Raw genomic sequence first — 26,086 nt, 5'->3', positions numbered from 1 at the left:
ACCAGTTTTGTGCGACAAGCGGCTTGACTCTCCGCCTGCTGGAGACCGGACAAGCGGCGCATGACACAACGCACCTACAGCATCGGCGAGGCGGCGCGGCTCAGCGGAATGTCTGTCCGCAAGCTCCGCTTCTATTCGGACCAGGGCTTGCTGCCGCCGGCCGGCCGCACCGCGAGCGGCTATCGCGTCTTCACCGACGACGAACTGGTTCGCCTCGACCTGATCCGCTGCCTGCGCGATGCGGGGCTCGGTCTCGACGCCATCCGTGAGGTCCTGACCAAGGAGCTCTCGCTGGTCGAGGCGCTGAAGCTCCGCCTCGAGACGCTGGAAGCGGAGATTGCGGCCCAGCGCCGCGTCGCCTCGGCCCTGCGGGCTGCGTTGCGTTCACCGCAACTCACCGAAGCAGATTTGAGGAGATTCCTGACCATGACGCAGCTGTCCCGCGCCGAGCGCCGCAACGTCGTCGAACGCTTCTTCGAGAAAGTATCCGACGGCATCAACATCGACCGGAAATGGATCCGGCAGATGATCGAGACCAGCGTGCCCGAACTGCCCGATGATCCGACACCCGAGCAATGCGATGCCTGGATCGAGCTGTCGCAGATGCTCAACGATCCCACGCTCGTCGCCAACATGCGCGCCAACGCCGAGGACGTCTGGAATCACCACGTGCTGGATCTCGCCGCCTGGCAGCAGGCCAACGAGGCCGTGCTGGCCAGAGCGAAAGAGATCATCGCTGGCGGGCTCGGACCGAATTCGGAGGCCGGTCAGGCACTGGCGCGCGACTGGCTGGAGACGTCGGCGCGGCTACTGAAGCGAGAGCCCGATCTGGAATTCCGAAACTGGATTCGCGGCAAGTATGCGCTGCACGACGCCCGCGCGGCGCGCTACTGGGACCTGGTCGCCATCATGCGCGGACAGTCGCCCGACGCGAGCCCGAACCGCGAATGGGCCTGGATCACGGCAGCCATGCGGCACCATCTCTCTGACTGAGCAAGGAAATCCGAAACCTCGTGGCGCAGCCTGCGGATCGGTTAAGGGCTGTGGCCGTCCTGCCCTAGACGTTAAGCCGTTTTAACGATATCGCAGGACGCAATGAGGGACGCGTCAAACCACCAGTTTCAAACTGGGACAGTCGTGCGCATCGCGGTCGCAGCCACGTGGCTTGCGGTCGCGTCCGTGCTTGGCGGCTGCGCCGCCGGCGGCAACGTGGCCGACTCCTACGCGATGGCCACGCCGGCGAGCGGCGGCACCACTGTCGCCTTCGAATCGATCGACGGCCCACCGCCCCAGGTGTTCGACCGCATGGTCGGGGTGCTCGACAGCGAATCCAAGTTGCGCAGCCTCTCGATCGTGTCGCGCGAGGGCACCGCGGCCTATCGCGTGCGCAGCTATCTGTCGGCGCAGGTGGTGCGTGGCCGCACCATGATCGCGTGGGTCTGGGACGTCTACGACAGCAACCAGCAACGCGCGCTCCGACTGTCCGGCGAGGAGCCCGCCGGCAAGGCCGGCCGCGACGCTTGGGCCGCCGCCGACGACCTGGTGCTGCGCAGGATCGCCCAGGCCGGCCTCAGCGGCCTCTCCGGCATGATCAATGGCGGCCCGGCGGACAGCCCAGCCCCTGCCGCGGCGCCGGAGCTCCGTGGGCCGGCGATGGTCAGCGCCCCGGCCCCCGCCGCGTCCGAGACCGTTGCCCTCAGCTATTCCGCCAACTAACCCCCGGTATCTCCCGGCGAAATGCGTTTTTTGCCCAGGAAAACCGCGGCCAAGGCGACCTAATGGGTTGCCAGCGGAGCCGCCTGCCTGATATTCCCTCGCGCACCGAAAACCCGCCGGTTCTGTAAGGACTTGAGATGCTGAACGTCGTATCCAGCAAGGCGCGGGGGGAAGCATCGATGTCGGCAAAAAACGGATCCATCAAGCTCGTCGCCGGCAACTCCAATCCTGCGCTGGCGCAGGATATCGCCAAGGGACTTGGCATCGAATTGACCAAGGCCGTGGTCCGGCGTTTCGCCGACATGGAGATCTTCGTCGAGATCCAGGAGAACATCCGCGGCTCGGACATGTTCATCCTGCAGTCGACGTCGTTTCCGGCCAACGACAATTTGATGGAGCTCCTGATCATCACCGACGCGCTGCGCCGTGCTTCCGCGCGCCGCATCACCGCGGTGGTGCCCTATTTCGGCTATGCCCGCCAGGACCGGAAATCCGGTTCGCGCACGCCGATCTCGGCCAAGCTCGTGGCCAACCTGATCTCCCGCGCCGGCGTCGACCGCGTCATGACGCTCGACCTGCATGCCGGCCAGATCCAGGGCTTCTTCGACATCCCGACCGACAATCTGTTCGCCGCACCGCTGATGGTGCGCGACATCAGGGAAAAGTTCGACCTCGCCAAGGTGATGGTGGTGTCGCCCGACGTCGGCGGCGTGGCGCGTGCGCGCGGACTTGCCAAGCGCATCAACACCCCGCTTGCGATCGTCGACAAGCGCCGCGAGCGCCCCGGTGAGTCCGAGGTGATGAACGTGATCGGCGACGTCGCCGGCTACAACTGCATCCTGGTCGACGACATCGTCGACTCCGGCGGCACGCTGGTGAACGCGGCCGAGGCCCTGATCGGGCACGGCGCCAAGGAAGTCTCGGCCTACATCACCCACGGCGTGTTGTCCGGCGGCGCCGCCGCGCGCATCGCCTCGTCGCGGCTCAAGGAGCTGGTCATCACCGACTCGATCCTGCCGACCGAGGCCGTCAACAAGGCGCCGAACATCCGCACCATTTCGATCGCCGGCCTGATCGCCGAAGCGATCGGCCGCACCGCGGCGGAAGAGTCGGTGTCGAGCCTGTTCGATTAATGCCTTGCTGACGTCCCGGCGAAAGCCGGGACCCATCACCACAGGGTTCTGTTGTGGAGCTCTGCTGTGGCCCCATCCTTTCCAACCAACAAACATTCGTGGTTATGGGTCCCGGCTCAAGGCCGGGACGACACTGAATTTGCAGATGCGGCGTTCCTAGAACCCCGGCCGCGGCACATGGCTCATCAGCGTTCGCGCGAAGCCGCCGTCGACGATGATCTCCTCGCCATTGACGTATGACGACCGGTCGCTGGCCAGGAACAGGGTCGCGTCCGCCATGTCCTGCGGCGCGCCGATCCGGCGTAGCGGCACCACGGCGGTGCGCCGCTCGGTAACCCCGGGCGTATCGTAGAATGCCTGGCTCATCGGCGTGACGACGAGGCCGGGGCTGACCACATTGCTGCGGATGCCGTGCGGACCCCATTCGGCGGCGAGCTGCTGCGAGAGCATCACGACGGCCGCCTTGCTGACGCTGTAGGCGCCGCTCTGCCCCTGCGCATTGCTGGCGGCAATCGAGGCGACGTGGATCAGGCTGCCGCGCCCGGTCTTGCGCATCTGGCGGCCGAACGCCTGCGCGCAGATGAAGTAGCCGGTGAGGTTGACCGCCAGCACTGCGTTCCATTCGGCAAGCGGCAGCGTATCAAGCCCGCCGGGCCGCAGCACCGCCGCGGTGTTGACGAGGATGTCGCAAGCTCCGAGCGTGCGCGCGACGGCCTCGGCGGCAGCCGCGACGCCCTCCTCGCTGGTTGTGTCGCAGTTCGCGACGAGATGGCCGTCGCCGAACGCGCGGAGCTGTGTCTTGGTCTCCGCCAGCCCACGCTCGTCGCGATCGAGCGCGGCGACTTTGACGCCGGCACGCGCGAAACTGACAGCGGTGGCGCGGCCGATGCCGCCGCCTCCGCCGGTGACGACGGCAATGCGGCCCGACAGGCCGAGCCAGTCGGTGGAATGTTGTTCGGTCATGGGCGCCTCCCGCGCGTTCTGATTATGCCGGCAGCATAACCGAACACGCAGGCTGCGAGAGCGATCCCGGCACGCATGCCGGAATCGCTTTTGCGTCCGGCCTTGGACGTCGCCGGCGCCTTATCCGGGTATCCCCGCCGCGACCTGGCCGCGCAGGCGCTCCAGGCTGTGCAGCGTGTTGGCGCAGGCTTCCGCGACCTCGATCCCCTTGATCACGAAGTGCTTGCGGAAGAAGTCGTAATGCACCTCGGTCTCGTGGAATTGCTGCGGCGTCAGCACCGCCGAGAACACCGGCACCTCGGTGCGCAACTGCACATCCATCAGTGCCTTAATCACGGTGTCGGCGACGAACTCGTGGCGGTAAATGCCGCCATCGACGACCAGCCCGGCCGCGACGATCGCGGTGTAGCGGCGGGTCTTCGCCAAGAGCTGCGCATGCAGCGGGATCTCGAACGAGCCCGGCACCTCGAACACGTCGACATTGGTGATGTGACGCGCCTCGATCTCCTTCAGGAACGAGATGCGGCACTCCTCCACCACATCGCGATGCCAGGACGATTGCACGAAGGCAACGCGCTGCGGCTTGGCAAAGTGCGGATGCTCCAGCGCCGGCGGATGTGCCGGCGTGTCGGAAACGCCTTCTGCGTGGGGGGGTTGGACTTCGGCGTTTTGGACTTCAGTGTCTTGCAACATCTGATTCATGGCTTTCCTCTTTCAGGACCAGAATCAGGGCATACGGACAACGACATTGACCCACGCGAAAACGCGAGGGCCGCCGCAACCGTTCTCTTTCATCCGGACTGTAACCGTCGGCTTCGGAATTGCACCGAATCTGCTGACCCTTCTTCCGGCTTCGCGGAAGAAGGCGCTCGCGGGCTTGGGCTCATCACCCTTACCGCCGGTGGGGATTTTCACCCCGCCCTGAGAACATCGGCACGCCCAGGATGGACGCGCCTGAGACGAACTATGACCAAACCGCGACAGCCGGGCAAGACCTTTGGCATGGGGAAACGGCATGTCCCCATGAGCGCGTTGCGGCTCTTGCAGAGTGACGTGAGCGCCGGAAAGGCTGATTCACGCGCGCGGCGAAGCGCCGGCAAATGGTTAACAAATCGTTTACCGACCAAGAAGATTCCGATTTGTTCGCAAAATCACAAGTGTGGCGGAGATCAGCTGTGGACGATGCGCGCTTTGGCTGTGGACGGACTCGGCGTGCGGTTGCGCGGATTCCGCAAATCACATCACTTCATCGGCGTCAGGTCCAGGGGCATCCGGAAGCCCGGTCAAGGAGCTGCACTCGGCCACGACGCAGTATGTCGCAAGTGCCGGCTTCCGTGTGCGTATCAAGCGATCATAAGAACAAGGTCCGAGACGGCATGTCCCTCCTCGAAAGCATTATCGATTCCCGGAACAACCCGCTTGCGGTGGTCGAGGATATCGCCACCGACAACAACTGGGCGTTCGAGCGTTCCGGCGAAGACGAGGTGACGATCGTCTCCAAGGGAGACTGGATCGACTATCAGCTCTCGTTCACCTGGATGGGCGAGATCGAGGCGCTGCATCTCGCCTGCGCCTTCGACATGAAGATGCCGCAGGCGCGCCGCGCCGAGGTGCAGCGGCTGGTCGCCGCGATCAACGAACAATTGTGGGTCGGCCATTTCGATCTGTGGACCCACACCGGCATGGTGATGCATCGCCAGGCGCTGGTGCTGCCCGGCGGCCTCACCGCCTCCACCGCGCAATGCGAGGCGATGGTGGTCAATGCGATCCACGCCTGCGAGCGCTACTATCCGGCGTTCCAGTTCGTGGTGTGGGCCGGCAAGTCGACCGCCGAGGCGATGGCGGCGGCGATGTTCGATACCGAGGGCGAGGCGTAAGGGTATCCGCATATTCAGTGTCGTCCCGGCCTTGAGCCGGGACCCATACTCCGCGGCCGCGGGGCTCACGCAAACTGCTTGTGGCCCTTTCCTCGCCTCACTAGAACCACATGTGGTTATGGGTCCCGGCCTTCGCCGGGACGACATAGAGTTTGTGGAGCGACCCGTGAACACAAGCAGCGCATTGACGAATACTTCCGGCACCATCGCGCTTGCCGGCGCGGGCAAGATGGGCGGCGCCATGCTGACCGGCTGGCTCGCGCAGGGCCTATCGCCCAGGCAGGTCGCGGTGATCGATCCCCATCTGTCGCCTGACATCTCCGCACTCGCGGCCAAGGGCGTCCGGCTCAATCCGCAAGCGACGGAGCTCGGCACGGTCGACACGCTGGTCGTCGCGGTGAAGCCGCAATCGTTCCGCGAGGCCGGCGCCGCGCTGAAGGCGCTCGTCGGCCCCTCGACGCTCGTGGTCTCGATCATGGCCGGTACGACCATCGCAGCGCTGGAAGAAGTCGTCGGCGGCGCGGTGGTGCGCGCAATGCCGAACACGCCGGCGGCGATCGGCCGCGGCATCACGGTCGCGGTGCCGGCAAAGCGCGTCACCGCCGCGCAGCGCGCCATGACCGATGCACTGCTGCAGGCGACCGGTCTCCTCGAATGGGTCGACGACGAAAGCCTGATGGACGCGGTGACCGCGGTCTCCGGCTCCGGCCCTGCCTATGTCTTCCTGCTCGCCGAGGAGCTGGCCCGCGCCGGCGTCGCAGCCGGCCTGCCCGAAACGCTTGCGACCACGCTGGCGCGCGCGACCGTGGCGGGCTCCGGCGAGCTGCTGCATCGCTCCGACTTGCCGTCAGCGACGTTGCGGCAAAACGTCACCTCACCCGGCGGCACCACGGCCGCCGCGCTGGACGTGTTGATGGCGAATGACGGCCTCCAGCCGTTGATGACCCGCGCCATCGCCGCCGCGACACGACGCTCGAAGGAATTGGCGAAGTAGCTCCTCGCTTACTGCGCCGACGTCCCGGCAAGACGCTTATTAAAACGCTCGACATTGATCAGGCCGCGGGCGTGGCGGCCTTCGCCGAGCTTGCGCGTGCCTTCAAACGCCTCGACTTCGAAGCGGATCACGCGGCGCTCGACCACGACCACCTTCGAGGTGGTCCGCACCGTGGCCCCGACGAGCGCGGCTGCAAGATGACGAATGTCGACCTCGGTCCCGACCGTCACCCAGCCGGGCTGCAACGCGCCACGGATGGCATCGCCCGACGCCATCTCCATGTCGAGGATCATCATCGGCGTCGCATAGACCATCGGCATGCCCGGGACGAAATGCCCGACCGTGCGCTCCGGCGGCACCACCAGCATGCGCTCGGCGCTCATGCCGATCTTGATGAAGTCGCGTGCGTCCATTGGCGCCTCAAAAATACTGTCGTCCCGGCGAAGGCCGGGACGACGACGTTGAATTACTTCTTCGCCGCAGCGGCGCGCTCGACGAAGGACTTGCCGCCCTTCATCTTGTGATGCAGCGGCGCCTCGTTGATCTGGATCACGACCGCGTCGGCATCGACACCGAGATTCTTCACCAGTGCCTGGGTGATGTCGCGCATCATGCCGAGCTTCTGCTCGTCGGTGCGGCCGGCGGCCATGCTCACGGTGATCTCAGGCATTGTTGCTCTCCCTCTTGTTGTCGCCATGGTCAGGCTGTTCCCGGCCATTCACGTCGGCGTGCATCAAACAAGAGGCGGATGCCCGGCACAAGGGCGGGCATCACATCGCCAGCGAATGGCTATCCCCACGCCACGTCATGCCGCGCCAGGACCTCGCGGACTTTCGCGACCAGATCGGTCTCGGCGCAGGAGAATTGCGCCGGACGCGTTTCGCGCCATTCCTGGTTGGACGCGATCGCAGCCGCCGCCTTGGCGCCCTCGATCAGATCCTTGATCTGCACCTCGCCGCGCGCCTTCTCGTCCGAGCCCTGGATGATCACGCAGGGCGAGTTGCGGCGATCGGCATATTTGAGCTGGTTGCCCATGTTCTTCGGATTGCCGAGATAGAGCTCGGCGCGGATGCCGGCCTGGCGCAGCTCTGCGACCATCTTCTGGTAGTCGGCGACGCGGTCGCGGTCGAACACGGTGACGACGACGGGACCGAATTCGGCCCGCGCGTCGAGCTGACCCAGCATCGTCAGCGCGGCCTGCAGGCGCGACACCCCGATCGAGAAGCCGGTCGCCGGCACCGGCTCCCCGCGGAAGCGCGAGACGAGGCCGTCGTAGCGGCCACCGCCGCCGACCGAGCCGAACCGCACCGGTCGGCCCTTCTCGTCCTTGGTGTCGAGCAGCAGTTCAACCTCGTAGACGGGACCCGTGTAGTATTCGAGCCCACGAACGACGGTGGGATCGATGCGGATGCGATCTGAGCCATAGCCGGACGCCGCGACCAGTTTCGCGATTTCCTCGAGCTCGCTCACGCCGGCCTGGCCAACCTCGCTCTTCGCGAGGTAGGCCTCTGCCGCCGCAATCGCCTCTCGCCAATCCGCACGCTGTTGCGTGACGGCCAGAACGATATCGGCATCCGCTGGGCCCAACTCAGCGCCCTTGGTGAAGTCGCCCTTGCCCTCTTCACCGCCATCCCATCGCCCGGGACCGAGCAGCTTGCGAACCTCGTCGGCGGGAAACTTGTCGAGCTTGTCGATCGCGCGCAGCACCGTGAGCCTGCGGCCTGCATTGTCGTCGCCGCCGAGACCGATCGCCTCGAGCACGCCGTCAAGCACCTTGCGGTTGTTCACCTTCACGACATAGGAGCCGCGCGGAATGCCGAGCGCCTCCATCGTATCCGCCGCCATCATGCAGATCTCGGCGTCGGCCGCCGGCGTCGCCGAGCCGACCGTATCGGCATCGAACTGCATGAACTGGCGGAAGCGGCCGGGACCGGGCTTCTCGTTGCGGAAGACGTAGCCGAGCCGATACGACCGGTACGGCTTCGGCAGCGCGTCGAAATTCTCGGCGACATAGCGCGCCAGCGGCGCAGTCAAATCGTAGCGCAGCGAGATCCACTGCTCGTCATCGTCCTGGAACGAGAACACGCCCTCGTTGGGCCGGTCCTGGTCGGGCAGGAACTTGCCGAGCGCGTCGGTGTATTCCATCGCCGGCGTCTCCACCGGCTCGAAGCCGTAGAGCTCGTAGACGGCGCGGATCTTTTCGACCATCGCCCGCGTGGCATTGATCGCAGCCGGGCCGCGATCTTCCAGTCCACGCGGCAGGCGCGCCTTCAGTTTTTGGGGTTTTTTGGGTTTCTCGGCCATGAGCGGCCGTTTACCAGCCGGCGCGCAAGGCGGCAACCGGTGCCGCTACGCTGTCACTCCGGGATATTCCGCAGGACCATACCTCAGCCGCGCGATTGCGCACCGGGAATCGCGAGATTCCGGGTTCGATGCTGCGCATCGTCCCGGAATGACGTCGCGTCCGTCACTGGACGTTCCTGATCCAGTTATGCGGATCGTTGGTGCGGCCGTACTGGATGTCGACCAGCTTCTTGCGCAGGCCCATGGCGACCGGACCGGCGACGCCGCCGCTGATCTGGAAGTCGCCGCTCGCCGAGCAGACCTTGCCGATCGGCGAGATCACGGCCGCGGTGCCGCAGGCGAACGCCTCCTTCAGCTTGCCGCTGGCGGCATCCGCGCGCCATTGCTGGATCGTGTAGGGCTCCTCGCGCACGCGCGTGCCGGAATCCTTGGCGAGCGCGATGATCGAGTCGCGGGTGATGCCGGGCAGGATGGTGCCGAGCGGCGGCGTCAGCAGCGAGCCGTCGTCGAAGGCGAAGAAGATGTTCATGCCGCCGAGTTCTTCGATGTAGCGGCGCTCGACCGCGTCGAGGAACACGACCTGGTCGCAGCCGCGCTCGATCGCTTCCGCCTGCGCGCGCAGGCTGGCAGCATAATTGCCGCCGCACTTCACGGCGCCGGTGCCGCCGATCGCGGCGCGCGTGTAATTCTCCGACACCCAGATCGATACCGGCGCAGGACCGCCCTTGAAGTAGGAGCCGACCGGCGATGCGATCACCGAGAAGATGTATTCCGCCGACGGCTTCACGCCGAGGAAGACCTCGCTCGCGATCATGAACGGCCGCAGATAGAGACTGCCCTCGCCGCCCGGGATCCAGGCACGATCAATCCGCACCAGCTGCTCGACCGCCTCGATGAACAGATCCTCGGGCAGCGGCGCCATCGCCATGCGGTCGGCCGAATCGCGGAAGCGGCGGGCATTGGCGTCGGGGCGAAACAGGTTCACGCCGCCATCGTCGCGCTTGTAGGCCTTGAGCCCTTCGAAGATCTCCTGGGCGTAGTGCAGCACGGCGCCGGCCGGATCGAGCGGGAAATTCGCGCGTGCCTCGATGCGGGCACTGTGCCAGCCCTTGCCCTGGCTGTAGCGGACGATCGCCATGTGGTCGGTGAAGACGCGACCGAAGCCCGGGTCCACGAGCTTCGCCGCGCGATCCTTGTCGGAGGTCGCATTCGGCGACGGCTGGATGTCGAATTTCAAAGTCATTTTTCTTGCTTTCCGCTGTCGGAACCGGCGCCATATCGGGCGCCGGCCTGTTTCCCCCGGAGCCATCAGGCTCGGCTGGCCCGGACTTCACCACCACCGGCCGCACGGGCCGGTTTCCATCGCCAACATGCCGTTTAGACATGCTTTTGCGGAATGCTGAAGTCCAGTATGTTTGCCGAAATGCCGCTCGACAATCGCACGGTAGTCCAGTTTGCGGCCCAAACCGCCTCACAGGCTCTTTCAGGCCGACTCAAACGCTGTTGGGGACGAAACGACCTAATGTTTCGTCGTGACAGGCAGTTTTGTAACATTGAACCCAAGATACGTCAATATGACTGACATAAATTTCTCAGGCATGGCTGCCAAGCCCGATTCGCAGGGAGATGATCATGCTCCTGCGGCGGGTGGACGCGACCTGCGCTGGGACATCATCGAGCTCTTGTTCTTCGCCTACCGCGACTTTGTCGGCGACGCGGACCAGGAGCTGGAGGCGTTCGGCTTCGGCCGCGCCCACCACCGCGTCATCCACTTCGTCACCCGCTATCCCGGCCTGAAGGTCGCCGACCTGCTCGACGTGCTGCGTATCACCAAGCAATCGCTCGGACGCGTGCTCAAGCAGCTCTTGGACGAGGGCTACATCGTGCAGAAGACCGGCAACAACGACCGCCGGCAGCGCCTGCTCTACGCGACGCCGAAGGGCGAGGCACTGGTCGCCAAGCTCGCAGGGCTGCAGACCGACCGCATCAATCGCGCGGTCGCCGGCATCGATCCGGCCGGCGTCGAGACGGTCCGCCAGTTCCTCCGCGCGATGATCGACCGCGACGATCCGGACAAGGTGCTCGAAGCCATCTTCGGCGGCGGCAGAAAAGCAAGGGAGTGAACCTGGTGCAGGCTGCAACCATGATGCGCGCGCCGATCGAACCGGCCGACGACGCACCGCATCTCCTGCTGGTCGACGACGACCGCCGCATTCGCGACCTGTTGTCGCGCTTTCTCTCCGGCGAGGGCTATCGCGTCACGACGGCGATGAGCGCCACCGACGCCCGCGCCAAGCTGCTCGGGCTGCATTTCGACCTGCTGATCCTCGACGTGATGATGCCCGGCGAGAACGGCTTCGACCTCGCCCGCTTCATCCGCACGTCCTCCACGGTGCCGATCATCATGCTGACCGCTCGCCATGAGGCGGAGGCCCGCATCGAGGGCCTTCAGATCGGCGCCGACGATTACGTCGCCAAGCCGTTCGAGCCGCGCGAGCTCGTGCTTCGCATCGGCAATATCCTCAAGCGCACCGCGCCGCCGCAGGTCATAACCGTCGAGCAGATCGCGTTCGGCCCCTATATCTTCCACATCGAGCGCAGCGAGCTGCGCCAGGGCGAGGAGATCATCCATCTCACCGACCGCGAGCGCGAGATGCTGCGCATCCTCGCCAGCGCCCCCGGCGAGACCGTGCCGCGCGCCGAGCTGACCTCTGGCGGCACCGTCAACGAACGCGCGGTCGACGTGCAGATCAACCGCCTGCGCCGCAAGATCGAGCATGATCCCGCCAATCCGTTGTTCCTGCAGGCGGTCCGCGGCATCGGCTATCGCCTGGTCGCCTCGCCATAAGATCCAGCCATGAGCACGCTCGATTCCGGCCTGACCCTGATCAAGAACGCCTCGCAGCGCGTCTCGAAAGCGAACGGCTGGATGGGCAATGCGTTCAAGAGCTGGATGCCGACCGGCCTCTACGCCCGCGCGCTGCTGATCATGATCGTGCCGATGGTGATCCTGCAGACCGTGGTCGCGTTCGTGTTCATGGAGCGGCACTGGAACACGGTGACGCGGCGGCTGTCGGCCGCGGTGGTGTCCGACATCGCCGCGCTGATCGACGTCTACAAGAATTATCCGCAGGACAAGGACCGCGCCCAGCTTCGCCACATCGCCCAGAAGCTGCAGCTGGTGGTCGACTTCCTGCCCGCCGGCGACATGCCGCCGCCGGGACCGAAGCCGTTCTTCTCGCTGCTCGACCAGACGCTCTCGGTGCAGCTCGGCCGCCAGATCAGCCGTCCGTTCTGGATCGACACCGTCGGCAAGTCCAATCTGGTCGAGATCCGCGTGCAGCTCGACGATTCCGTGATGCGGATCTTCGCCCAGCGCAGCGCGGCCTATGCCTCGAATTCGGAGATCTTCATCTTCTGGATGCTCGGCACCTCGACGATCCTCCTGATCGTCGCCGTACTGTTCCTGCGCAACCAGATCAAGCCGATCCTGCGGCTCGCCGACGCTGCCGAGAGCTTCGGCAAGGGCCGCGAGGCGCCGAACTTCCGGCCGCGCGGCGCGCGCGAGGTGCGGCGCGCGGCGCAGGCCTTCATCGAGATGAAGGCGCGCGTCGAGCGCTCGATCGAGCAGCGCACCGCGATGCTGGCCGGCGTGTCGCACGATCTGCGCACCATCCTGACCCGCTTCAAGCTCGAGCTGGCCCTGATCGGCGAAGGCCCCGAGATCGACGCGATGCGCAAGGACGTCGACGAGATGTCGATGATGCTGGAAGACTACCTCGCCTTCGCGCGCGGCGATTCCGGCGAGGTCGCGCAACCGACCGACATGGCGATGGCGCTGGAGGAGCTGCGCAGCGACGCCGAGCGCCACGGCCACACCGCAACCGTCGCATTCCACGGCCTGCCGGTCGTCACGGTGAAGCCGGCTTCGTTCAAGCGCTGCCTCGCCAACCTCGTCTCCAACGCGGCGCGCCACGCCAACACGATCTCGATCACCGGCCAGCGCGACCACCGCTACCTCAACATCACGATCGACGATGACGGCCCCGGCATCCCCGCCGACATGCGCGAGGAAGTGTTCAAGCCGTTCCTGCGGCTCGACGATGCCCGCAACCAGGATGAAGGCGGCAGCGGCCTCGGGCTTGCGATCGCCCGCGACATCGCGCGCTCGCATGGCGGCGACATCCTGCTCAGCGAGAGCCCGATGGGCGGGCTGCGCGCCGCGGTGCGGGTGCCGGTCTAAAGCATGATGAGATTAGGTTGAGCTGGAACGGCGTTGAAGGTTCACCTCTCCCTTGGGAGAGGTCGATTTGCGCAGCAAATCGGGTGAGGGTTTACGGTCTATCGCGAAAGCAAGAGCCCTCACCCGGATTGCTTCGCAATCCGACCTCTCCCCGACGGGGAGAGGTGAACCAAGACCGGGCTAGGCCGCTTCGACCAAAACTCATACCGCTTTAGCTTACCAGCGGTACGACAAGGTGCCGATCACCTGACGCCGCTCGCCGGCATAGCAGTAGCCGGACTGGCAGGTCTGGTAGTGCTTGTCGAACAGATTGGTCGCATTCAGCCGCATGGTGGCGCCGAGGAAGCGCCGATCCAGCCTGCCCAGATCGTAATCGATCACGGCATCGAACAACGTCGTCGCCGCATTCTGGAACGTGTTCTGGTCGTTGCCGAAGTTGGTCCCGATGTAACGGACACCGAGGCCGAGCCCGAGCCCTTCGACGGGGACGCCGGACTGGAAGGTGTATTTGCCGAAGGCGGCGAAGGAATTTCGCGGAATGCCGGACAGCTCATTGCCCGTGGTATCGGGATTGCCCTGCATGATCACGACGTTGAGATGGGTGTAGGCCGCGGTGAGATCGAATCCCTGCTTCAGCGCGAGCTTCGCCTCGAGCTCGACGCCCTTGGACTCGACCTGCCCGGTGGCCGCCTGGAACGCCATGCTGTTGGGATCGGTGCGCAGCACATTGTCCTGGGTGATGTCGAACACCGCGGCAGTCAGCAACACCGGAACTTGCGGCATCTGGTACTTGATGCCGATTTCCTTCTGCTCGCCGGTGGTCGGCTTGAATGGTGTCCCGGATACGTCGACGCCGACCTGCGGGGCGAATGACGTCGCGTAGCTGACATAGGGCGCGATGCCGCTGTCGAAAACGTAAGCGAGGCCCGCGCGGCCGGTGAAAGCGGCGACCTTCTGCGTCGACGGCACGCCGTCGAGACCGGCCGTCGTGGTCTGCGACACCCAGCTCTGGCGGCCGTTGAGCGTCAGAACGAAGCCGCCAAGCTTGGCCTGCTCCTGCGCGTAGACGCCGACCTCGTCGGTCGACTGCTTGTTGAAGGTTGAGAAGGCCGGCGTCGCGATGGCCTGAGCGCCGTAGTTCATCGTCAAAAGATTGAGATCCGGAGCCGGCCCGGAGCCGATCTTGTCGTTGTAGGTGGAGTGCCCGTAGTCGACGCCGAACAGCGCCGTGTTCCTGATCGCGCCGAGCGTGAACTTGGCCTCGGCCTGGTTGTCGAGCGTCACCGTGTTGAAGCTATCCAGGATCCGCCAGGCGGAGCGCGACGCGAGATTGGTGCTGCTATCGATCGAATCGACCTGCGTGTATCGCGCATCGGTGTCGACCTGATAGAAGCGGAAATTCTGTCGCACCGTCCAGACGTCGTCGACACTGTGCTCGAACGCATAGCCGATGCGGTACTGCTTCTGATCCATCGCGCTGAAGGCCGGATCGTTCGAGTAGACGTTGGTCAATTGTCCCTCGGGCGTACGGAAGTTGCCGATGCTAGCGGCGGTCCGGCTGCTTTGATATTCGCTGAGGATCGTGAACGACGTGTCGGCGTCCGGCCGCCAGGTCACCGCCGGCGCGATATAGGTGCGATCGTCGTCGTTGCCGGGATACCAGGTCTTGGCGTCACGAAGCAGACCGGTCAGCCGGTAGTACAGCTGATCGCTGCCAGGCACCGGACCACCGAGATCGAAACTGCCCTGATAGCGATCATAGTTGCCGGCCTGCAGCTGCACCTCGCCGAACGGCGTTAACGTCGGCCGCTTGGTGGTGACATCGACGATGCCTCCCGGAGAGCCAAGGCCATAGAGGCCCGAGGCCGGGCCGCGCAGGATCGACACGCTGTCGAGACCGTAAGGCTCGATCTTGGGAATGGCGAAGTTGCCGCCGCCCTGGCGCAGGCCGTCGCGATAGATCCCGGTATAGGTGGCATCGAAGCCCCGGATGTAGAAACTGTCGAACCGCGGATCGTAGCCGAACGCCGTGGTTGTCACGCCGGGCGTGTAATTGACGGCGTCCTTGAGCGTCTGAACGTTGCGATCCCTGAGCTCCTTTTGCGTGACGACCGAGAGCGACTGAGGCGTCTCGATCAGCGCCGTGCTGGTCTTGGTGCCGGCCGTGCTGCCGGTTGCGACGTAACCGGTCGTCGTACCGATCGCGCCGGCGGCAGCTTGCGAGCGCGAAGCCTGGCTCGGCGCAGGCGCCGCGGCAATGCCGCGTCGATTCACAGCGGCCGCGCGCGAAGCCCTGGTGTTCTGCGTCGAAGCGGCGGCACTGCGCTTTCTTGCAGCGCCGGGTTGCTCCACCGTCACCGGCGGAAGCACGCTGACATCGTTTTGCGGAGGACTGGTTTGCGCCTGAGCGCTGGCGATGTCTGCGCACACCGGCACAAGCATCACCGAACCGAGAAACGCTGCGTTGATCGCAGCTGTTGATGCGAGCAAGCTGCGCCTGCTCCACGACGAAGTCATTCCCACCGAACACATCCCCCAGACTGATCTTGATCGAGCCGCGTGTTCGTCATTGCGCGACATCGAATGGGGCGGACTTCTATCGACGGGATCGGCGAAATTCCACACGTGCAAAATAGAATCGCTTGAAGCACGCACGATGCGCAAGATTGGAGCGATTCAAGATGTGCAATGCTGGAACGATTCAAAGCGAGACGCAGCAGCACGCATGCATCGCGACGCATTCGATACGCGTCCACATTCTCTCAGATCATCCCGAGTGTGAGGTACGCAACGATCGTTCGACGATGTCGCGCTCCGTCGACGTCATCGCACCAATGGATGATGCGAACGAGCGGTGGGATCCGTCATCCCCGCGCAAAGGCTTCGCCTTTGTCGCTGGAGGTGCGAGCCTTGCGGCGCAATTGCGCCGCTGGGCGAGCCTCGAAGGATGCGCGGCCACCAGTCGGGCCGTCGACCTTTCGCGACGCGCGGAGCCTGTCATCGGGCCGCGCTTCGCGCGGACCCGGTGGCGCTCCTCAGGGTGATGGGGAAGGATCAGATGGACTGCGCGCCGTTTCAGCGCAGAATTGCTTTGCAGTCTTGTGGCGAGCCCTCGGCAATGATGGTGGCGCAAAGCAATACGGCCTCTCCGCATGTGAGAGGCCGTGCTCGAACGCGCGGGCAGCGATCGAAGGCGCAGTCCTACTTCTGCTTGGGCAGCAGGCCCTTCAGCTTTTCCATGTCCTTGATGTTCATCTTCATGCCACCGGGCATGATGATGTCACCGGGCTTCTGGTCGCTCTTGCAGGCGCCGAGCCATTTCGCCTCGATGATCATGGTGGCGTCGTGGGCGCCGGAGGTGCCGCCTTCGGAATGCGAGGTGCTCTTGACCGTATAGGCCGAATTGAAGTCGCCGGTGATCTCGGAATGCGAGGTCACGTTGACGCCGGCGACGCCGCAAACGCTGTCGCTGACATAACCGGTCGCCGTCTTCTGGACGTCCTGCTTGGAGCAGACCTGCTTTGCCAACGGAGAGGCCGCGGTGCTCATGTCCTTGTCGGTGGTCTCGTCGGTGCAATGCTGCATGGTCACCTCCGGGATTTGCCCACCGGTGCGGACCATCTTCATTTCCCACAGACCGGCCTTGCGGATCGGCAGGTCAACGGCGCTTGCGGCGCCGGTGGACAGGACGAGGCAAACGGCAGAGCCAAGCAAGGCAAGCTGTCGGGTCATGCGGCGAGCTCCCGGCTGAACGATCGAGGGATTTTGAGGCGCTCAGTAGAGTGTGCGCACCGGCCGCTGCGCCGAGCCATAGGGCACCCAGCGGCAGGCGAACGAGATGTAGCCGCCCGGATAGCGCTGCAGCGCGAGGAATTTGACGACCTTGCCGTAGGAGGCGCAGTGATCGACGGCGAGCTGCCGGGCGTCGGTCTGGGTTGCCAGTGAATAGGCGATGATCCCGCCGGTATCATTGCCCTTGAACGGCGGCACCGGCTGCAACCAGTCGGCTTGCGCCGGACCAACGGCCAGCATCCCGCTAACGGCAACCAGGCACGCGGCCAATTTCCTTCGCATCGCAGACTCCATTTCGCTTGACGCCAACATAGAGTGCGACGGCGACGGTGAAAAGAACACGCCGGCGGCTAAAGGTGGACTTCTCCGCAGGTGTTGCCGCGCTGCACTTGACCTTGCCGGGGCTTCGCGGCACCGTCCGCCGCATCGGACAATCGGGTGGATTCCCATGCGCAACCTGTTCAACTCCCGCAACAAACTCGGACCTAGGCTTGGTCTCGGTGCCGCAATCCTGGTCGGCATGCTGGCTTTCGGGGGTACTACGGCCCAGGCGGCCAATCCGTTCGAGTTGAATTTCTGGCTGTCGGGCCCGCGCTATGACGGCAACGTGGCGCCATGCGAGAAGGCCCTGGGGGCCATCAGCGATCAATTCCATGAGAAGGAGGCCACCTTCTGGAATTCGCCGCTCGTCATCACCGGCTTCAGCCGGATCCACGAAACCGCGTTCCGCCCCTGGCAGTCCGACAACATCCCGCGCCGCTACTGCTCGGGTGATGCGCTGTTGAGCGACGGCAAGGTGCGCAAGGTACACTATTCGATCATCGAGGACGGCGGCTTTGCCGGCATCGACCAGGGCGTCGAATGGTGCGTCGCCGGGCTCGACCGCAACTGGGCGTACAACCCGTCCTGCAAGGCCGCCCGGCCCTGATTTTCCCACGGATTGCTGAAGCAGAAGCCGCCGCCGACATAGCCGGCGGCTTTTGTTCTTGAAATGTTCCGCGAGCCTGCTAGGCTCCGAACGGTCGCGTGAGGGGAGCGTTTGATGCCTCGGCTGGACACAATTTCCCGATTTCTGATTTCCGCTGTCTTGGTTCTCTGTGGCGCGGTTGGGGCCTCGGCCCAGGATCGTCGCCAGAATGCGCCCGGCGAATTCGATTTCTACGTGCTGTCGCTGTCGTGGTCGCCGTCGTTCTGCGAGGCGGCGAGCGAGCGCGGCAACAACAGCCGCGGGACGCAGGCGCAGTGCGGCGGCCGGCCGTACTCCTTCGTGGTGCACGGGCTGTGGCCACAATATGAGCGCGGCTTCCCGGAATACTGCCAACGCCCCTCGCCGCGGCTCGCCCGCAACATCATGACCTCGATGCTCGACCTGATGCCGGCACCCGGGCTGATCTACAACGAGTGGGACAAGCACGGCACCTGCTCGGGCCTCGGCGAGCGCGGCTATTTCGAAGCCATCCGCAAGGCCCGCGCTACGGTGAAGATCCCCGAGGAATTCCTGCAATTGTCGGAGCCGAAGACGATCGCGCCCGACGAGTTGGAGACCGCCTTCATCAAGGCCAATCCGGGGCTCAGCAACTCCGCGATCTCGGTCACCTGCGCCAGTAACCGGCTCAGCGAGGTGCGGATTTGCCTCAGCAAGGACTTGCAATTCCGCGCCTGCGAGGAAATCGATCGCCGCGCCTGCCGTCGCGATCAGGTGCTGATGCCGCCGGTTCGCGGCGGCTGACCCCTTCCCGGTCATGGCCGGGTAGACATGCGTCGCGCCGGACTGACCCGGCGATCCGCGCCATCGCGAAACCAGCAAGATCAGGCGTCGATGCGCGGGAGCCAGCTACGCCAAGGCTGCGCCGGGCTCGGATGTTAATCCCGCCAAAGCTTCAGCGAAGGCCGGGACAGGCCGGGCATGACGAAGTACAACATGCGCTCCCTTCCGGAGCGCAGCGATAACAGCATGAACTACCGTCACGCCTTTCATGCCGGCAGCTTTGCCGACGTCATCAAGCACATCGTGCTGGTGCGCATGCTCACCTATCTGCAGGAGAAGCAGGCGCCGTTCCGCGTCATCGACACCCACGCCGGCGCCGGCCTCTATGATTTGACGTCGAGCGAAGCGCAGCGCGGCGGCGAATGGCTCACCGGGATCGCGCGACTGATGCAGGCGCGGCTTTCCGACAAGGCACAGCCCTTGATCGGGCCCTATCTCGACATCGTCAGGGCGTTCAATCCGCGCGGCGAATTGAAAGCCTATCCGGGATCGCCGCTGATCGCGCGAGCGCTGCTGCGTCCGCAAGATCGTCTGACGGCCTGCGAGCTCGAGCTCGGCGCGCGCAAGCAATTGATCGATGCATTGCGACGCGACGCACAGGCACGTGTCGTCGATCTCGACGGCTGGATGGCGCTGCCCGCATTCGTGCCGCCGAACGAGCGGCGAGGCCTCGTGCTGATCGATCCGCCGTTCGAAGCAAAGGACGAGTTCGAGCGACTGGCCCGTGCCTTCACGGAGGCGTTCGCGAAATGGCCGACCGGCGCATATCTTTTGTGGTACCCCGTAAAAACCCGGAGAGCCACCGACGAGCTCGCACGCAGCGTGGCTGCTGCAGCAATGAGCAGCCGGCCCGCAGGCAAATGCTTGCGTCTGGAATTCAGTGTGGCGCCGCAAGAAGCGGACGCAGGGCTCGTTTCTACCGGACTTTTGATAGTGAATCCGCCGTGGACACTCGCCAACGAGCTGAAGATCATCCTGCCCGAACTCGAGAAGCCACTCGGTCAGGGCGGCGCCGCGCGCTTCAGATTAGAGACGCCTAAAGCTTGATCGAAAAGCACCCACTGAAAAGTTCAAATTTGAGCATAGGCAATTTGCGCGGAACCGTATTATGCTCATCCTGTTACGACTGGCTTTACGTTCCGCTTCCGCGAATGGTTGCGGCGGAGTGACAAGGCCGAAATAAAATCCAGGCAGACCAGCGGCGTGACGCCGGCCTGTTCAGGTGGCCAAGCTTCCGACAAGCGAATGTCGGTCAACCGCTACGCGACGTGCGCGTAGCGGTGGAGCAATACGGGGGAGGAGTTTCCCGATGGCCATGACTGGGACAGTCAAGTTCTTCAACGGAGAGCGTGGCTACGGCTTCATCAAGCCTGATGATGGCGGCCGCGATGTGTTCGTTCACATCACAGCTGTCGAACGTGCAGGATTGAAGGACCTGACTGAAGGACAACGCATTACGTTCGAGGTTGAGCCGGACAAGAAGGGCAAGGGCCCGAAGGCGGTCAACCTGGTGGTTTCATGATGAGTGCTTGCAGTGCGCGGCTCGTGATGAACACCGACTGAAGCGTTGCATGTGAGTTGACTGCCGAGCGCGCGGCGCGCGCTCGCTTCATGACCACCCTGCATGATGCGGACGCGACTGGCCGTGCCGCACGCTCGAAGCGTGCGGCCGACGATCGGCTTCGCGAATGGGGCGGCGTGCATGCTGCTGCGCGCGATGTGCAGACCGTCAGCACAAAGAAAAACCCGGCCGCGCGAGGCGCGGCCGGGAGTTGATGTCAGACGTTTTCTTGTTCTCAGAAGTGATAGTTGATGCCGGCGCGAACCAGGCTGAAACTGTAGCCGTTCGACGCACCGCCGGTGATCGTGAAGTTGCTGTTGGCGAGATCGACGTAGAGATACTCGATCTTGGCGCTCCAGTTCGGAGCAAAGCCCATTTCGGCGCCGGCGCCGACGGTGAAGCCCGCATTGGTGTGCGTCTCCGACACGCCGAAGGTCTCGCCGCGAAGTTCGCCAAAGGCGAGACCGCCGGTCGCGTAGAACAGCACGTTGTTGACGGCGTAGCCGGCGCGGCCGCGCACCGTGCCGAACCACGGATTGGAGAATTTCCAGGGCGCGAACCGATCATCGGCCGTCGTGCCCTGGATATCGGCTTCGATACCAAACACCCAGGGTGAGCCGTTCTGGAAGTTGTAGCCGGCCTGCACGCCGCCGACGAAGCCGGACGGCTGGGTCGGGTTGTTCTCGACCGAACCCCAGCCGTAGCCGACGTTGCCGCCGAGATAGGGGCCGGCCCAGCTATAGGCATTGAGCGGCTGATAGACCGTATAGGGCGAGCCGTAGTTGAGGTCGGCCGCCGCCGCCGAGGTCGTCCAGCCTGCGACGATCAATGCCAGCGCACGCGCAACAAACCGGGTCATAGCTACTCTCCACCACGCAACTGCCGCAGCCCGCAGGCCCCAAGCCTGCGTGGTTACGGAATTCCACTTTTTTCGCTAAGGTTTATCGAGAGTTTTAAGTTAAAGGGCTGTTAAGCCCGGTTACCGGCCCGCTCATCAGTCTTAACAATGTGTTACCGCCCCGCGGCGGCGGTGGCGCGCAACCTGTAACCTGCTGCAATCGGGTTCTTTTTCCTGAGCCGCCGACGCTGGCGAGCGGTCGCCCAAGCGATTAATTTACGGCCCATGGTGCACGATTCTCCCGAACGTCCGATGCCGCCTCAGAAGACAGGGCGCGGCGCAAAGTCCGATCTGCCGCAGGACGACCTGACAAAGGCCGACCTGACGCTCGACACGAGCGACGTCGATCCCGAAAGCTCCGCCGCCGAGGAGGACGACGAGGCACGTCTGCCCGAGGCTTCGGAGGACGGCGCCGAGCCGGTCGCCGAGGGGACGCTCTCGGTCGGGCATGCCGCGATCGAGAACGCGGTGCGGCTCGCCCCGACCTCGCCCGGCGTCTACCGCATGCTCAACGCCGCCAACGACGTGCTCTATGTCGGCAAGGCGAAGAACGTCAAAAAGCGGCTGTCGTCCTATGCGCGGGCCAACGCGCCATTGGCGGCGCGCATCCTGCGCATGATCGCGGCGACCACCCATGTCGAGATCGTCTCGACCATGACCGAGACCGAGGCGCTGCTGCTCGAAGCCAATCTGATCAAGCAGCTGCGGCCGCGTTTCAATGTGCAGCTGCGCGATGACAAATCGTTTCCATATATTCTGATCTCTGGCGACCACTGGGCACCGCAGATCCTCAAGCATCGCGGCGCGCAGTCGCGACCCGGCCGCTATTTCGGCCCGTTCGCCAATGCGGGCGCGGTCAACCGCACCATCACGGCGCTGCAACGCGCGTTCCTGATCCGCTCCTGCACCGACGGCTTCTTCGAAAGCCGCACCCGGCCCTGCCTGCTCTATCAGATCAAGCGCTGTGCAGGCCCCTGCACCCGCGAGATCGATTTCCCCGGCTATAGCGAACTGGTGCGCGAGGCGACCGAATTCCTGTCCGGCCGCAGCCACGCGGTGAAGGAATTGCTCGCGGCCGAGATGGAGAAGGCCTCCGGCGAGCTCGAATTCGAGACCGCGGCGCTGTACCGCGATCGCCTAGCGGCGCTGTCGGCGATCCAGTCGCAACAGGGCATCAATCCGCGCACGGTCGAAGAGGCCGACGTGTTCGCGATCCACCAGGAGGGCGGCTATTCCTGCGTCGAGGTCTTCTTCTTCCGCACCGGCCAGAACTGGGGCAACCGCGCCTATTTCCCGAAGGCCGAGAAGAGTTTCACGCCGGAGGAGGTGCTGTCCTCCTTCCTCGCGCAATTCTACGACGACAAGCCGCCGCCGAAGCTGATCCTGCTGTCGCACGAGATCGAGGAAAGCGCGCTGCTCGCCGACGCGCTCTCGGTCAAGGCCGGCTCCAAGGTCGAGGTCTCAGTGCCGAAGCGCGGCGAGAAGAAGGAGCTGATCGGCCACGCGCTCACCAACGCGCGCGAGGCGCTCGGCCGCAAGCTCGCCGACACCGCGACGCAGAGCCGGCTGCTGGAGGGCATGGTCACGACGCTCGGCCTGCCGCACACGCCAAAGCGCATCGAGGTCTACGACAACAGCCACATCCAGGGCACCAACGCGGTCGGTGCGATGATCGTGGCCGGGCCCGACGGGTTCATGAAGAACCAGTACCGCAAGTTCAACATCAAGTCCGAAGGGCTGACGCCCGGCGACGATTACGGGATGATGCGCGAGGTGCTGGAGCGCCGTTTCAAGCGACTCGTGAAGCCGCCGGAGGGCGAGGCCGCCAAGGACGGCGCGAAGGCCCGAGAGAGCGACAAGGCGGACGACGAGTCGTTTCCGCAATGGCCCGATCTGGTCATCATCGACGGCGGTCGCGGCCAGCTCAACGCGGTCAGGGAAATTTTCGAGAAACTCGGGCTCACCCAGGTCGCGCTGATGTCGGTCGCCAAGGGGCCGGACCGCGATGCCGGGCGCGAAACCCTGTTCATGCCGGACCGCGAGGCCATCAAGCTGGAGCCGCGCGACCCGGTGCTGTATTTCATCCAGCGGCTGCGCGACGAGGCCCACCGCTTCGTGATCGGCTCGCACCGCAAGCTGCGCAAGAAGGACATCCGCGAGGCCGGCCTGCAGGAGATCCCGGGGATCGGCCCGTCGCGAAAACGTGCCTTGCTGCACCACTTCGGAACGCTCAAGGAGATCGAGCGGGCCTCGATCGCCGACCTCGGCAAGGTTCCCGGCGTCAGTGCCGAGAGCGCCCGCAAGATTTTCGAGTTTTTCCACGCCCAGCCGGGTTAAACCAAAGGCTATTCATCAGGGCGTCGCCTGCGACAGGGCATCTGGGGCATGATGCGGAAAGTGTCAGGCAACGTTCCGAAAAGATCACGCCTAAACAACGAGCTAAGGCGCCATGACGATTCCGCGTAATGTTGCCGCGCTTTGGCGCCCGCACGGTTGACCTTCTCGCTTCAGCGGTATTGGTAGAACGGATGAACATCGCTACGACCCGGGGACAGACCAAGACCATGTCCCTCCCGAATATCCTGACCTACGCCCGGATTGCCGCCATTCCGGTGGTGATCGGCTGCGTCTACTGGCAGTCGATCCTGGACGGCCCGTTGTGGCTGCGCTGGGTGGCGCTTGCCGTGTTCATCGCGGCGGGGATCACCGACTATCTCGACGGCTATTACGCCCGGATGTGGGACCAGCAGTCCGCGTTCGGCCGGATGCTCGATCCGATCGCCGACAAGCTGCTGGTGGCCTCCAGCTTGATGCTGGCCGCCGACAATTCGATCCACGGCTGGACGCTGTGGGCGGCGATCGTGATCCTGTGCCGCGAGATCCTGGTCTCGGGCCTGCGCGAATATCTCGCGGGGCTCAGGGTCAGCGTTCCCGTCACCAAGCTTGCGAAATGGAAGACGACGATCCAGCTGGTCGCGATCGGCTTTCTGATCGCCGGCGAGGCGGGCGAGCAGGTGTTCCCGGCAACCACCCTGATCGGCATCGTGCTGCTGTGGATGTCGGCGATCTTCACGATCTACACCGGCTGGGATTACTTCCGCGCCGGCATCCATCACCTCATCAAGGAGGATGAGGGATGAAGCTGAAATATTTTGCCTGGGTGCGAGAGCGCGTCGGCAAGGCGGAGGAAACCGTCGAGCCGCCCGCCGAGGTGCGCACCGTCGCCGACCTGATCGGCTGGCTCACCGCGCGCGACGATGCCTACGCCCATGCCTTCGAGAAGCCCACGGTGATCCGCGCCGCGATCGACCACGCCCATGTCAAGCAGGATGCGGCGATCATCGGCGCCCGCGAGATCGCGTTCTTTCCGCCGATGACCGGCGGCTAGATCCAATCATGGCTGTTACTGCGACCATCCGTATCCAGCGAGCCGACTTCGACGTCGCGCAGGAGATCGCCGGCCTCAGCAAGGGCCGCACCGATGTCGGCGCGGTCGTCAGCTTCAGCGGCATCTGCCGCGGCAGCGAGCAGGGCGAGCCGATCGCAGCCCTGACGCTCGAACATTATCCTGAAATGGCGGAAGCCGAGATTGGACGCCACGCCGACGAGGCGCTGGCGCGCTGGCCGTTGCAGGGCCTCACCGTCATCCATCGCTTCGGCCGCATCGCGCCGGGCGAGAACATCGTGCTGGTCGTGACCGCCTCGGCGCACCGGCAGGCCGCATTCGAAGCTGCCGAGTTCCTGATGGACTATCTCAAGACCAACGCGCCGTTCTGGAAGCGCGAGGAAAGCGCCCGCGGCACGAGCTGGATCGAGGCGCGCGACCATGACGACGCGGCTGCCGCGCGCTGGACCAAATCCTGATGGCCAAGCGCAGCAAAGTGCCGGCCAGACGCAGCCCTGTCGCGTCAAAAGTGCCGAAGGTCGGCGCGGGCGAGCTCCACACCCTGTTCGATTTCCTGCGCTACGCGGTGAGCCGCTTCAACGCGGCCAAACTGGTGTTCGCGCACGGCACCACTGATCCCATCGCCGAAGCCGCGTTCCTGATCGCTGAGACGCTGCATCTGCATCCCGACCAGTTCGAGAATTTCGCGACCGCGCGCGTCACGCTGGCCGAGGGCAAGCAGATCCTCGACCTGATCGAGCGCCGGATCGCGACGCGCAAGCCGGCCGCCTATCTCGTCAACAAGGTCTATATGCGCGGCCTGCCGTTCTATGTCGACGAGCGCACCATCGTGCCGCGTTCCTTCATCGGCGAATTGCTGGATTCGCATTTCGGCGGCGACGAAGACGGCACCTCGCTGATCGGCGATCCCGCGGAGGTCGAAAGCGTGCTCGACCTCTGCACCGGCTCCGGCTGCCTTGCGATCCTGGCCGCCCGGCATTTCGCCAATGCCGCCGTCGATGCAGTCGATATCTCAAAGGATGCACTCGAGGTCGCCGCGCGCAACGTCGCCGACCACGGCCTCGACGACCGCCTGACACTGTATCGCGGCGATCTGTTCAAGCCGCTCGGCGACAACAGCTACGATCTCATCATCTCGAATCCGCCCTATGTCGACGCCGAAGGCATGGCCTCGCTGCCGCGCGAGTGCCGCGCCGAGCCGAAGATCGCGTTCGACGGCGGGCCTGACGGGCTCGACATCGTCCGCCGCCTGCTTGACGAGGCGAAGCAGCATCTCACCCCGCAGGGTGGACTGCTCTGCGAGATCGGCCGCGGCCGCGACAATCTCGAGGCCGCCTATCCGAACCTGCCGCTGCTCTGGCTCGACACCGAGGACTCCGAGGGCGAGGTGTTCTGGATCGCCGCCGCCGACCTCTGAGCGGCCCGCCGCGG

Annotated in this window: 28 protein-coding genes and 1 riboswitch; of the genes, 18 read left to right on the top strand and 10 right to left on the bottom strand. The window is 64.7% G+C overall.

Going from position 1 to position 26,086, the window contains the following annotated elements; translation table 11 throughout:
- Positions 1-60 precede the first annotated feature (60 nt).
- From JQ507_04935 to JQ507_04925, 3 genes are all read left to right on the top strand, one after another.
- The gene (locus JQ507_04935) at positions 61-993 is read left to right on the top strand and encodes a MerR family transcriptional regulator (GenBank protein QRI70872.1); all 933 of its coding nucleotides are present in this window, start codon (positions 61-63) and stop codon (positions 991-993) included.
- Positions 994-1,095: 102 nt separating this feature from the next.
- On the top strand, positions 1,096-1,716 hold the full coding sequence (locus JQ507_04930; protein ID QRI70871.1) for a hypothetical protein: 621 nt from the start codon (positions 1,096-1,098) through the stop codon (positions 1,714-1,716).
- A gap of 179 nt (positions 1,717-1,895) precedes the next feature.
- Positions 1,896-2,849 carry a ribose-phosphate pyrophosphokinase gene (locus JQ507_04925; protein QRI70870.1) on the top strand — a complete coding sequence of 318 codons (954 nt, stop codon included), beginning with the start codon at positions 1,896-1,898 and terminating at the stop codon, positions 2,847-2,849.
- 156 nt (positions 2,850-3,005) lie between these two features.
- On the opposite strand, the gene JQ507_04920 is transcribed toward JQ507_04925, so the two are convergent.
- Complete coding sequence (locus tag JQ507_04920) at positions 3,006-3,812, bottom strand: SDR family oxidoreductase (protein ID QRI70869.1); 807 nt, start codon at positions 3,810-3,812, stop codon at positions 3,006-3,008.
- Between the two features lie 120 nt (positions 3,813-3,932).
- Positions 3,933-4,514 (bottom strand): 6,7-dimethyl-8-ribityllumazine synthase, encoded by a 582-nt coding sequence (locus JQ507_04915; GenBank protein ID QRI70868.1) that lies wholly within the window; start codon positions 4,512-4,514, stop codon positions 3,933-3,935.
- A gap of 77 nt (positions 4,515-4,591) precedes the next feature.
- Positions 4,592-4,745, bottom strand: a riboswitch (FMN riboswitch).
- A gap of 443 nt (positions 4,746-5,188) precedes the next feature.
- On the opposite strand from JQ507_04915, the gene JQ507_04910 reads away from it, so the two are divergent.
- Together JQ507_04910 and JQ507_04905 are read left to right on the top strand one after the other, a co-directional pair.
- Positions 5,189-5,689, top strand: coding sequence for a YbjN domain-containing protein (locus JQ507_04910; GenBank protein QRI70867.1), 501 nt, complete (start codon positions 5,189-5,191; stop codon positions 5,687-5,689).
- Between the two features lie 118 nt (positions 5,690-5,807).
- The gene (locus JQ507_04905) at positions 5,808-6,683 is read left to right on the top strand and encodes a pyrroline-5-carboxylate reductase (GenBank protein QRI73183.1); all 876 of its coding nucleotides are present in this window, start codon (positions 5,808-5,810) and stop codon (positions 6,681-6,683) included.
- 8 nt (positions 6,684-6,691) lie between these two features.
- Here the strand turns inward: JQ507_04905 and JQ507_04900 are convergent, their stop codons facing one another.
- The 4 genes from JQ507_04900 to JQ507_04885 form a co-directional block, all read right to left on the bottom strand.
- Positions 6,692-7,096, bottom strand: a complete 405-nt coding sequence (locus JQ507_04900) for a thioesterase (GenBank protein ID QRI70866.1) — start codon at positions 7,094-7,096, stop codon at positions 6,692-6,694.
- Positions 7,097-7,149: 53 nt separating this feature from the next.
- Positions 7,150-7,353, bottom strand: a complete 204-nt coding sequence (locus JQ507_04895) for a tautomerase family protein (GenBank protein QRI70865.1) — start codon at positions 7,351-7,353, stop codon at positions 7,150-7,152.
- A gap of 119 nt (positions 7,354-7,472) precedes the next feature.
- Positions 7,473-8,987, bottom strand: coding sequence for a histidine--tRNA ligase (locus tag JQ507_04890; protein QRI70864.1), 1,515 nt, complete (start codon positions 8,985-8,987; stop codon positions 7,473-7,475).
- A 163-nt stretch (positions 8,988-9,150) separates the two neighbouring features.
- Positions 9,151-10,230, bottom strand: coding sequence for a branched-chain amino acid aminotransferase (locus JQ507_04885; protein QRI70863.1), 1,080 nt, complete (start codon positions 10,228-10,230; stop codon positions 9,151-9,153).
- 355 nt (positions 10,231-10,585) lie between these two features.
- Between JQ507_04885 and JQ507_04880 the strand changes: the two genes are divergently transcribed.
- The 3 genes from JQ507_04880 to JQ507_04870 are packed head-to-tail and all read left to right on the top strand — an operon-like array spanning position 10,586 to position 13,230.
- Positions 10,586-11,110, top strand: coding sequence for a MarR family transcriptional regulator (locus tag JQ507_04880; GenBank protein ID QRI73181.1), 525 nt, complete (start codon positions 10,586-10,588; stop codon positions 11,108-11,110).
- Between the two features lie 2 nt (positions 11,111-11,112).
- Positions 11,113-11,835, top strand: coding sequence for a response regulator transcription factor (locus JQ507_04875; protein QRI73182.1), 723 nt, complete (start codon positions 11,113-11,115; stop codon positions 11,833-11,835).
- A 9-nt stretch (positions 11,836-11,844) separates the two neighbouring features.
- Positions 11,845-13,230, top strand: a complete 1,386-nt coding sequence (locus tag JQ507_04870) for a HAMP domain-containing protein (GenBank protein QRI70862.1) — start codon at positions 11,845-11,847, stop codon at positions 13,228-13,230.
- A 216-nt stretch (positions 13,231-13,446) separates the two neighbouring features.
- On the opposite strand, the gene JQ507_04865 is transcribed toward JQ507_04870, so the two are convergent.
- On the bottom strand, positions 13,447-15,747 hold the full coding sequence (locus JQ507_04865) for a TonB-dependent siderophore receptor (GenBank protein QRI73180.1): 2,301 nt from the start codon (positions 15,745-15,747) through the stop codon (positions 13,447-13,449).
- On the opposite strand from JQ507_04865, the gene JQ507_04860 reads away from it, so the two are divergent.
- Positions 15,647-16,012: a hypothetical protein gene (locus tag JQ507_04860; GenBank protein ID QRI73653.1), complete on the top strand. Its 366-nt coding sequence runs from the start codon at positions 15,647-15,649 to the stop codon at positions 16,010-16,012. The genes JQ507_04865 and JQ507_04860 overlap by 101 nt on opposite strands.
- A 419-nt stretch (positions 16,013-16,431) precedes the next feature.
- On the opposite strand, the gene JQ507_04855 is transcribed toward JQ507_04860, so the two are convergent.
- A complete protein-coding gene (locus JQ507_04855; GenBank protein QRI70861.1) occupies positions 16,432-16,962 on the bottom strand; it encodes a DUF3617 family protein in 531 nt (176 codons plus the stop codon).
- 42 nt (positions 16,963-17,004) lie between these two features.
- Complete coding sequence (locus JQ507_04850; GenBank protein ID QRI70860.1) at positions 17,005-17,304, bottom strand: hypothetical protein; 300 nt, start codon at positions 17,302-17,304, stop codon at positions 17,005-17,007.
- 166 nt (positions 17,305-17,470) lie between these two features.
- On the opposite strand from JQ507_04850, the gene JQ507_04845 reads away from it, so the two are divergent.
- The 4 genes from JQ507_04845 (at position 17,471) to JQ507_04830 (ending at position 20,312) form a co-directional block, all read left to right on the top strand.
- Positions 17,471-17,950: a hypothetical protein gene (locus JQ507_04845; GenBank protein ID QRI70859.1), complete on the top strand. Its 480-nt coding sequence runs from the start codon at positions 17,471-17,473 to the stop codon at positions 17,948-17,950.
- Positions 17,951-18,064: 114 nt separating this feature from the next.
- Positions 18,065-18,751, top strand: coding sequence for a ribonuclease T2 (locus tag JQ507_04840; protein QRI70858.1), 687 nt, complete (start codon positions 18,065-18,067; stop codon positions 18,749-18,751).
- A 225-nt stretch (positions 18,752-18,976) separates the two neighbouring features.
- Positions 18,977-19,837 carry a 23S rRNA (adenine(2030)-N(6))-methyltransferase RlmJ gene (locus JQ507_04835; GenBank protein ID QRI73179.1) on the top strand — a complete coding sequence of 287 codons (861 nt, stop codon included), beginning with the start codon at positions 18,977-18,979 and terminating at the stop codon, positions 19,835-19,837.
- Positions 19,838-20,099: 262 nt separating this feature from the next.
- Positions 20,100-20,312 (top strand): cold-shock protein, encoded by a 213-nt coding sequence (locus JQ507_04830; GenBank protein ID QRI70857.1) that lies wholly within the window; start codon positions 20,100-20,102, stop codon positions 20,310-20,312.
- Positions 20,313-20,586: 274 nt separating this feature from the next.
- Here the strand turns inward: JQ507_04830 and JQ507_04825 are convergent, their stop codons facing one another.
- Positions 20,587-21,210, bottom strand: coding sequence for a porin family protein (locus JQ507_04825; GenBank protein ID QRI70856.1), 624 nt, complete (start codon positions 21,208-21,210; stop codon positions 20,587-20,589).
- Between the two features lie 264 nt (positions 21,211-21,474).
- Here JQ507_04825 and uvrC point away from each other — a divergent pair, with 264 nt between their 5' ends.
- The 5 genes from uvrC (at position 21,475) to prmB (ending at position 26,072) form a co-directional block, all read left to right on the top strand.
- The gene (gene uvrC, locus JQ507_04820; protein ID QRI70855.1) at positions 21,475-23,586 is read left to right on the top strand and encodes an excinuclease ABC subunit UvrC; all 2,112 of its coding nucleotides are present in this window, start codon (positions 21,475-21,477) and stop codon (positions 23,584-23,586) included.
- A 191-nt stretch (positions 23,587-23,777) separates the two neighbouring features.
- On the top strand, positions 23,778-24,389 hold the full coding sequence (pgsA, locus tag JQ507_04815; protein ID QRI70854.1) for a CDP-diacylglycerol--glycerol-3-phosphate 3-phosphatidyltransferase: 612 nt from the start codon (positions 23,778-23,780) through the stop codon (positions 24,387-24,389).
- Complete coding sequence (gene moaD, locus JQ507_04810; GenBank protein ID QRI70853.1) at positions 24,386-24,637, top strand: molybdopterin converting factor subunit 1; 252 nt, start codon at positions 24,386-24,388, stop codon at positions 24,635-24,637. The genes pgsA and moaD overlap by 4 nt, the downstream gene beginning before the upstream one ends.
- Positions 24,638-24,645: 8 nt before the next feature.
- Positions 24,646-25,113, top strand: coding sequence for a molybdenum cofactor biosynthesis protein MoaE (locus JQ507_04805; GenBank protein QRI70852.1), 468 nt, complete (start codon positions 24,646-24,648; stop codon positions 25,111-25,113).
- Complete coding sequence (gene prmB / locus JQ507_04800; GenBank protein QRI70851.1) at positions 25,113-26,072, top strand: 50S ribosomal protein L3 N(5)-glutamine methyltransferase; 960 nt, start codon at positions 25,113-25,115, stop codon at positions 26,070-26,072. Before JQ507_04805 ends, prmB begins: the two co-directional genes overlap by 1 nt.
- The last annotated feature ends 14 nt before the right edge of the window (positions 26,073-26,086 follow it).

This window comes from Bradyrhizobium sp. PSBB068, from assembly GCA_016839165.1.
Lineage (GTDB): Bacteria > Pseudomonadota > Alphaproteobacteria > Rhizobiales > Xanthobacteraceae > Bradyrhizobium.
Note: the sequence above shows the minus strand (reverse complement) of the source record. Positions and strands in the feature narration are given on the sequence as shown.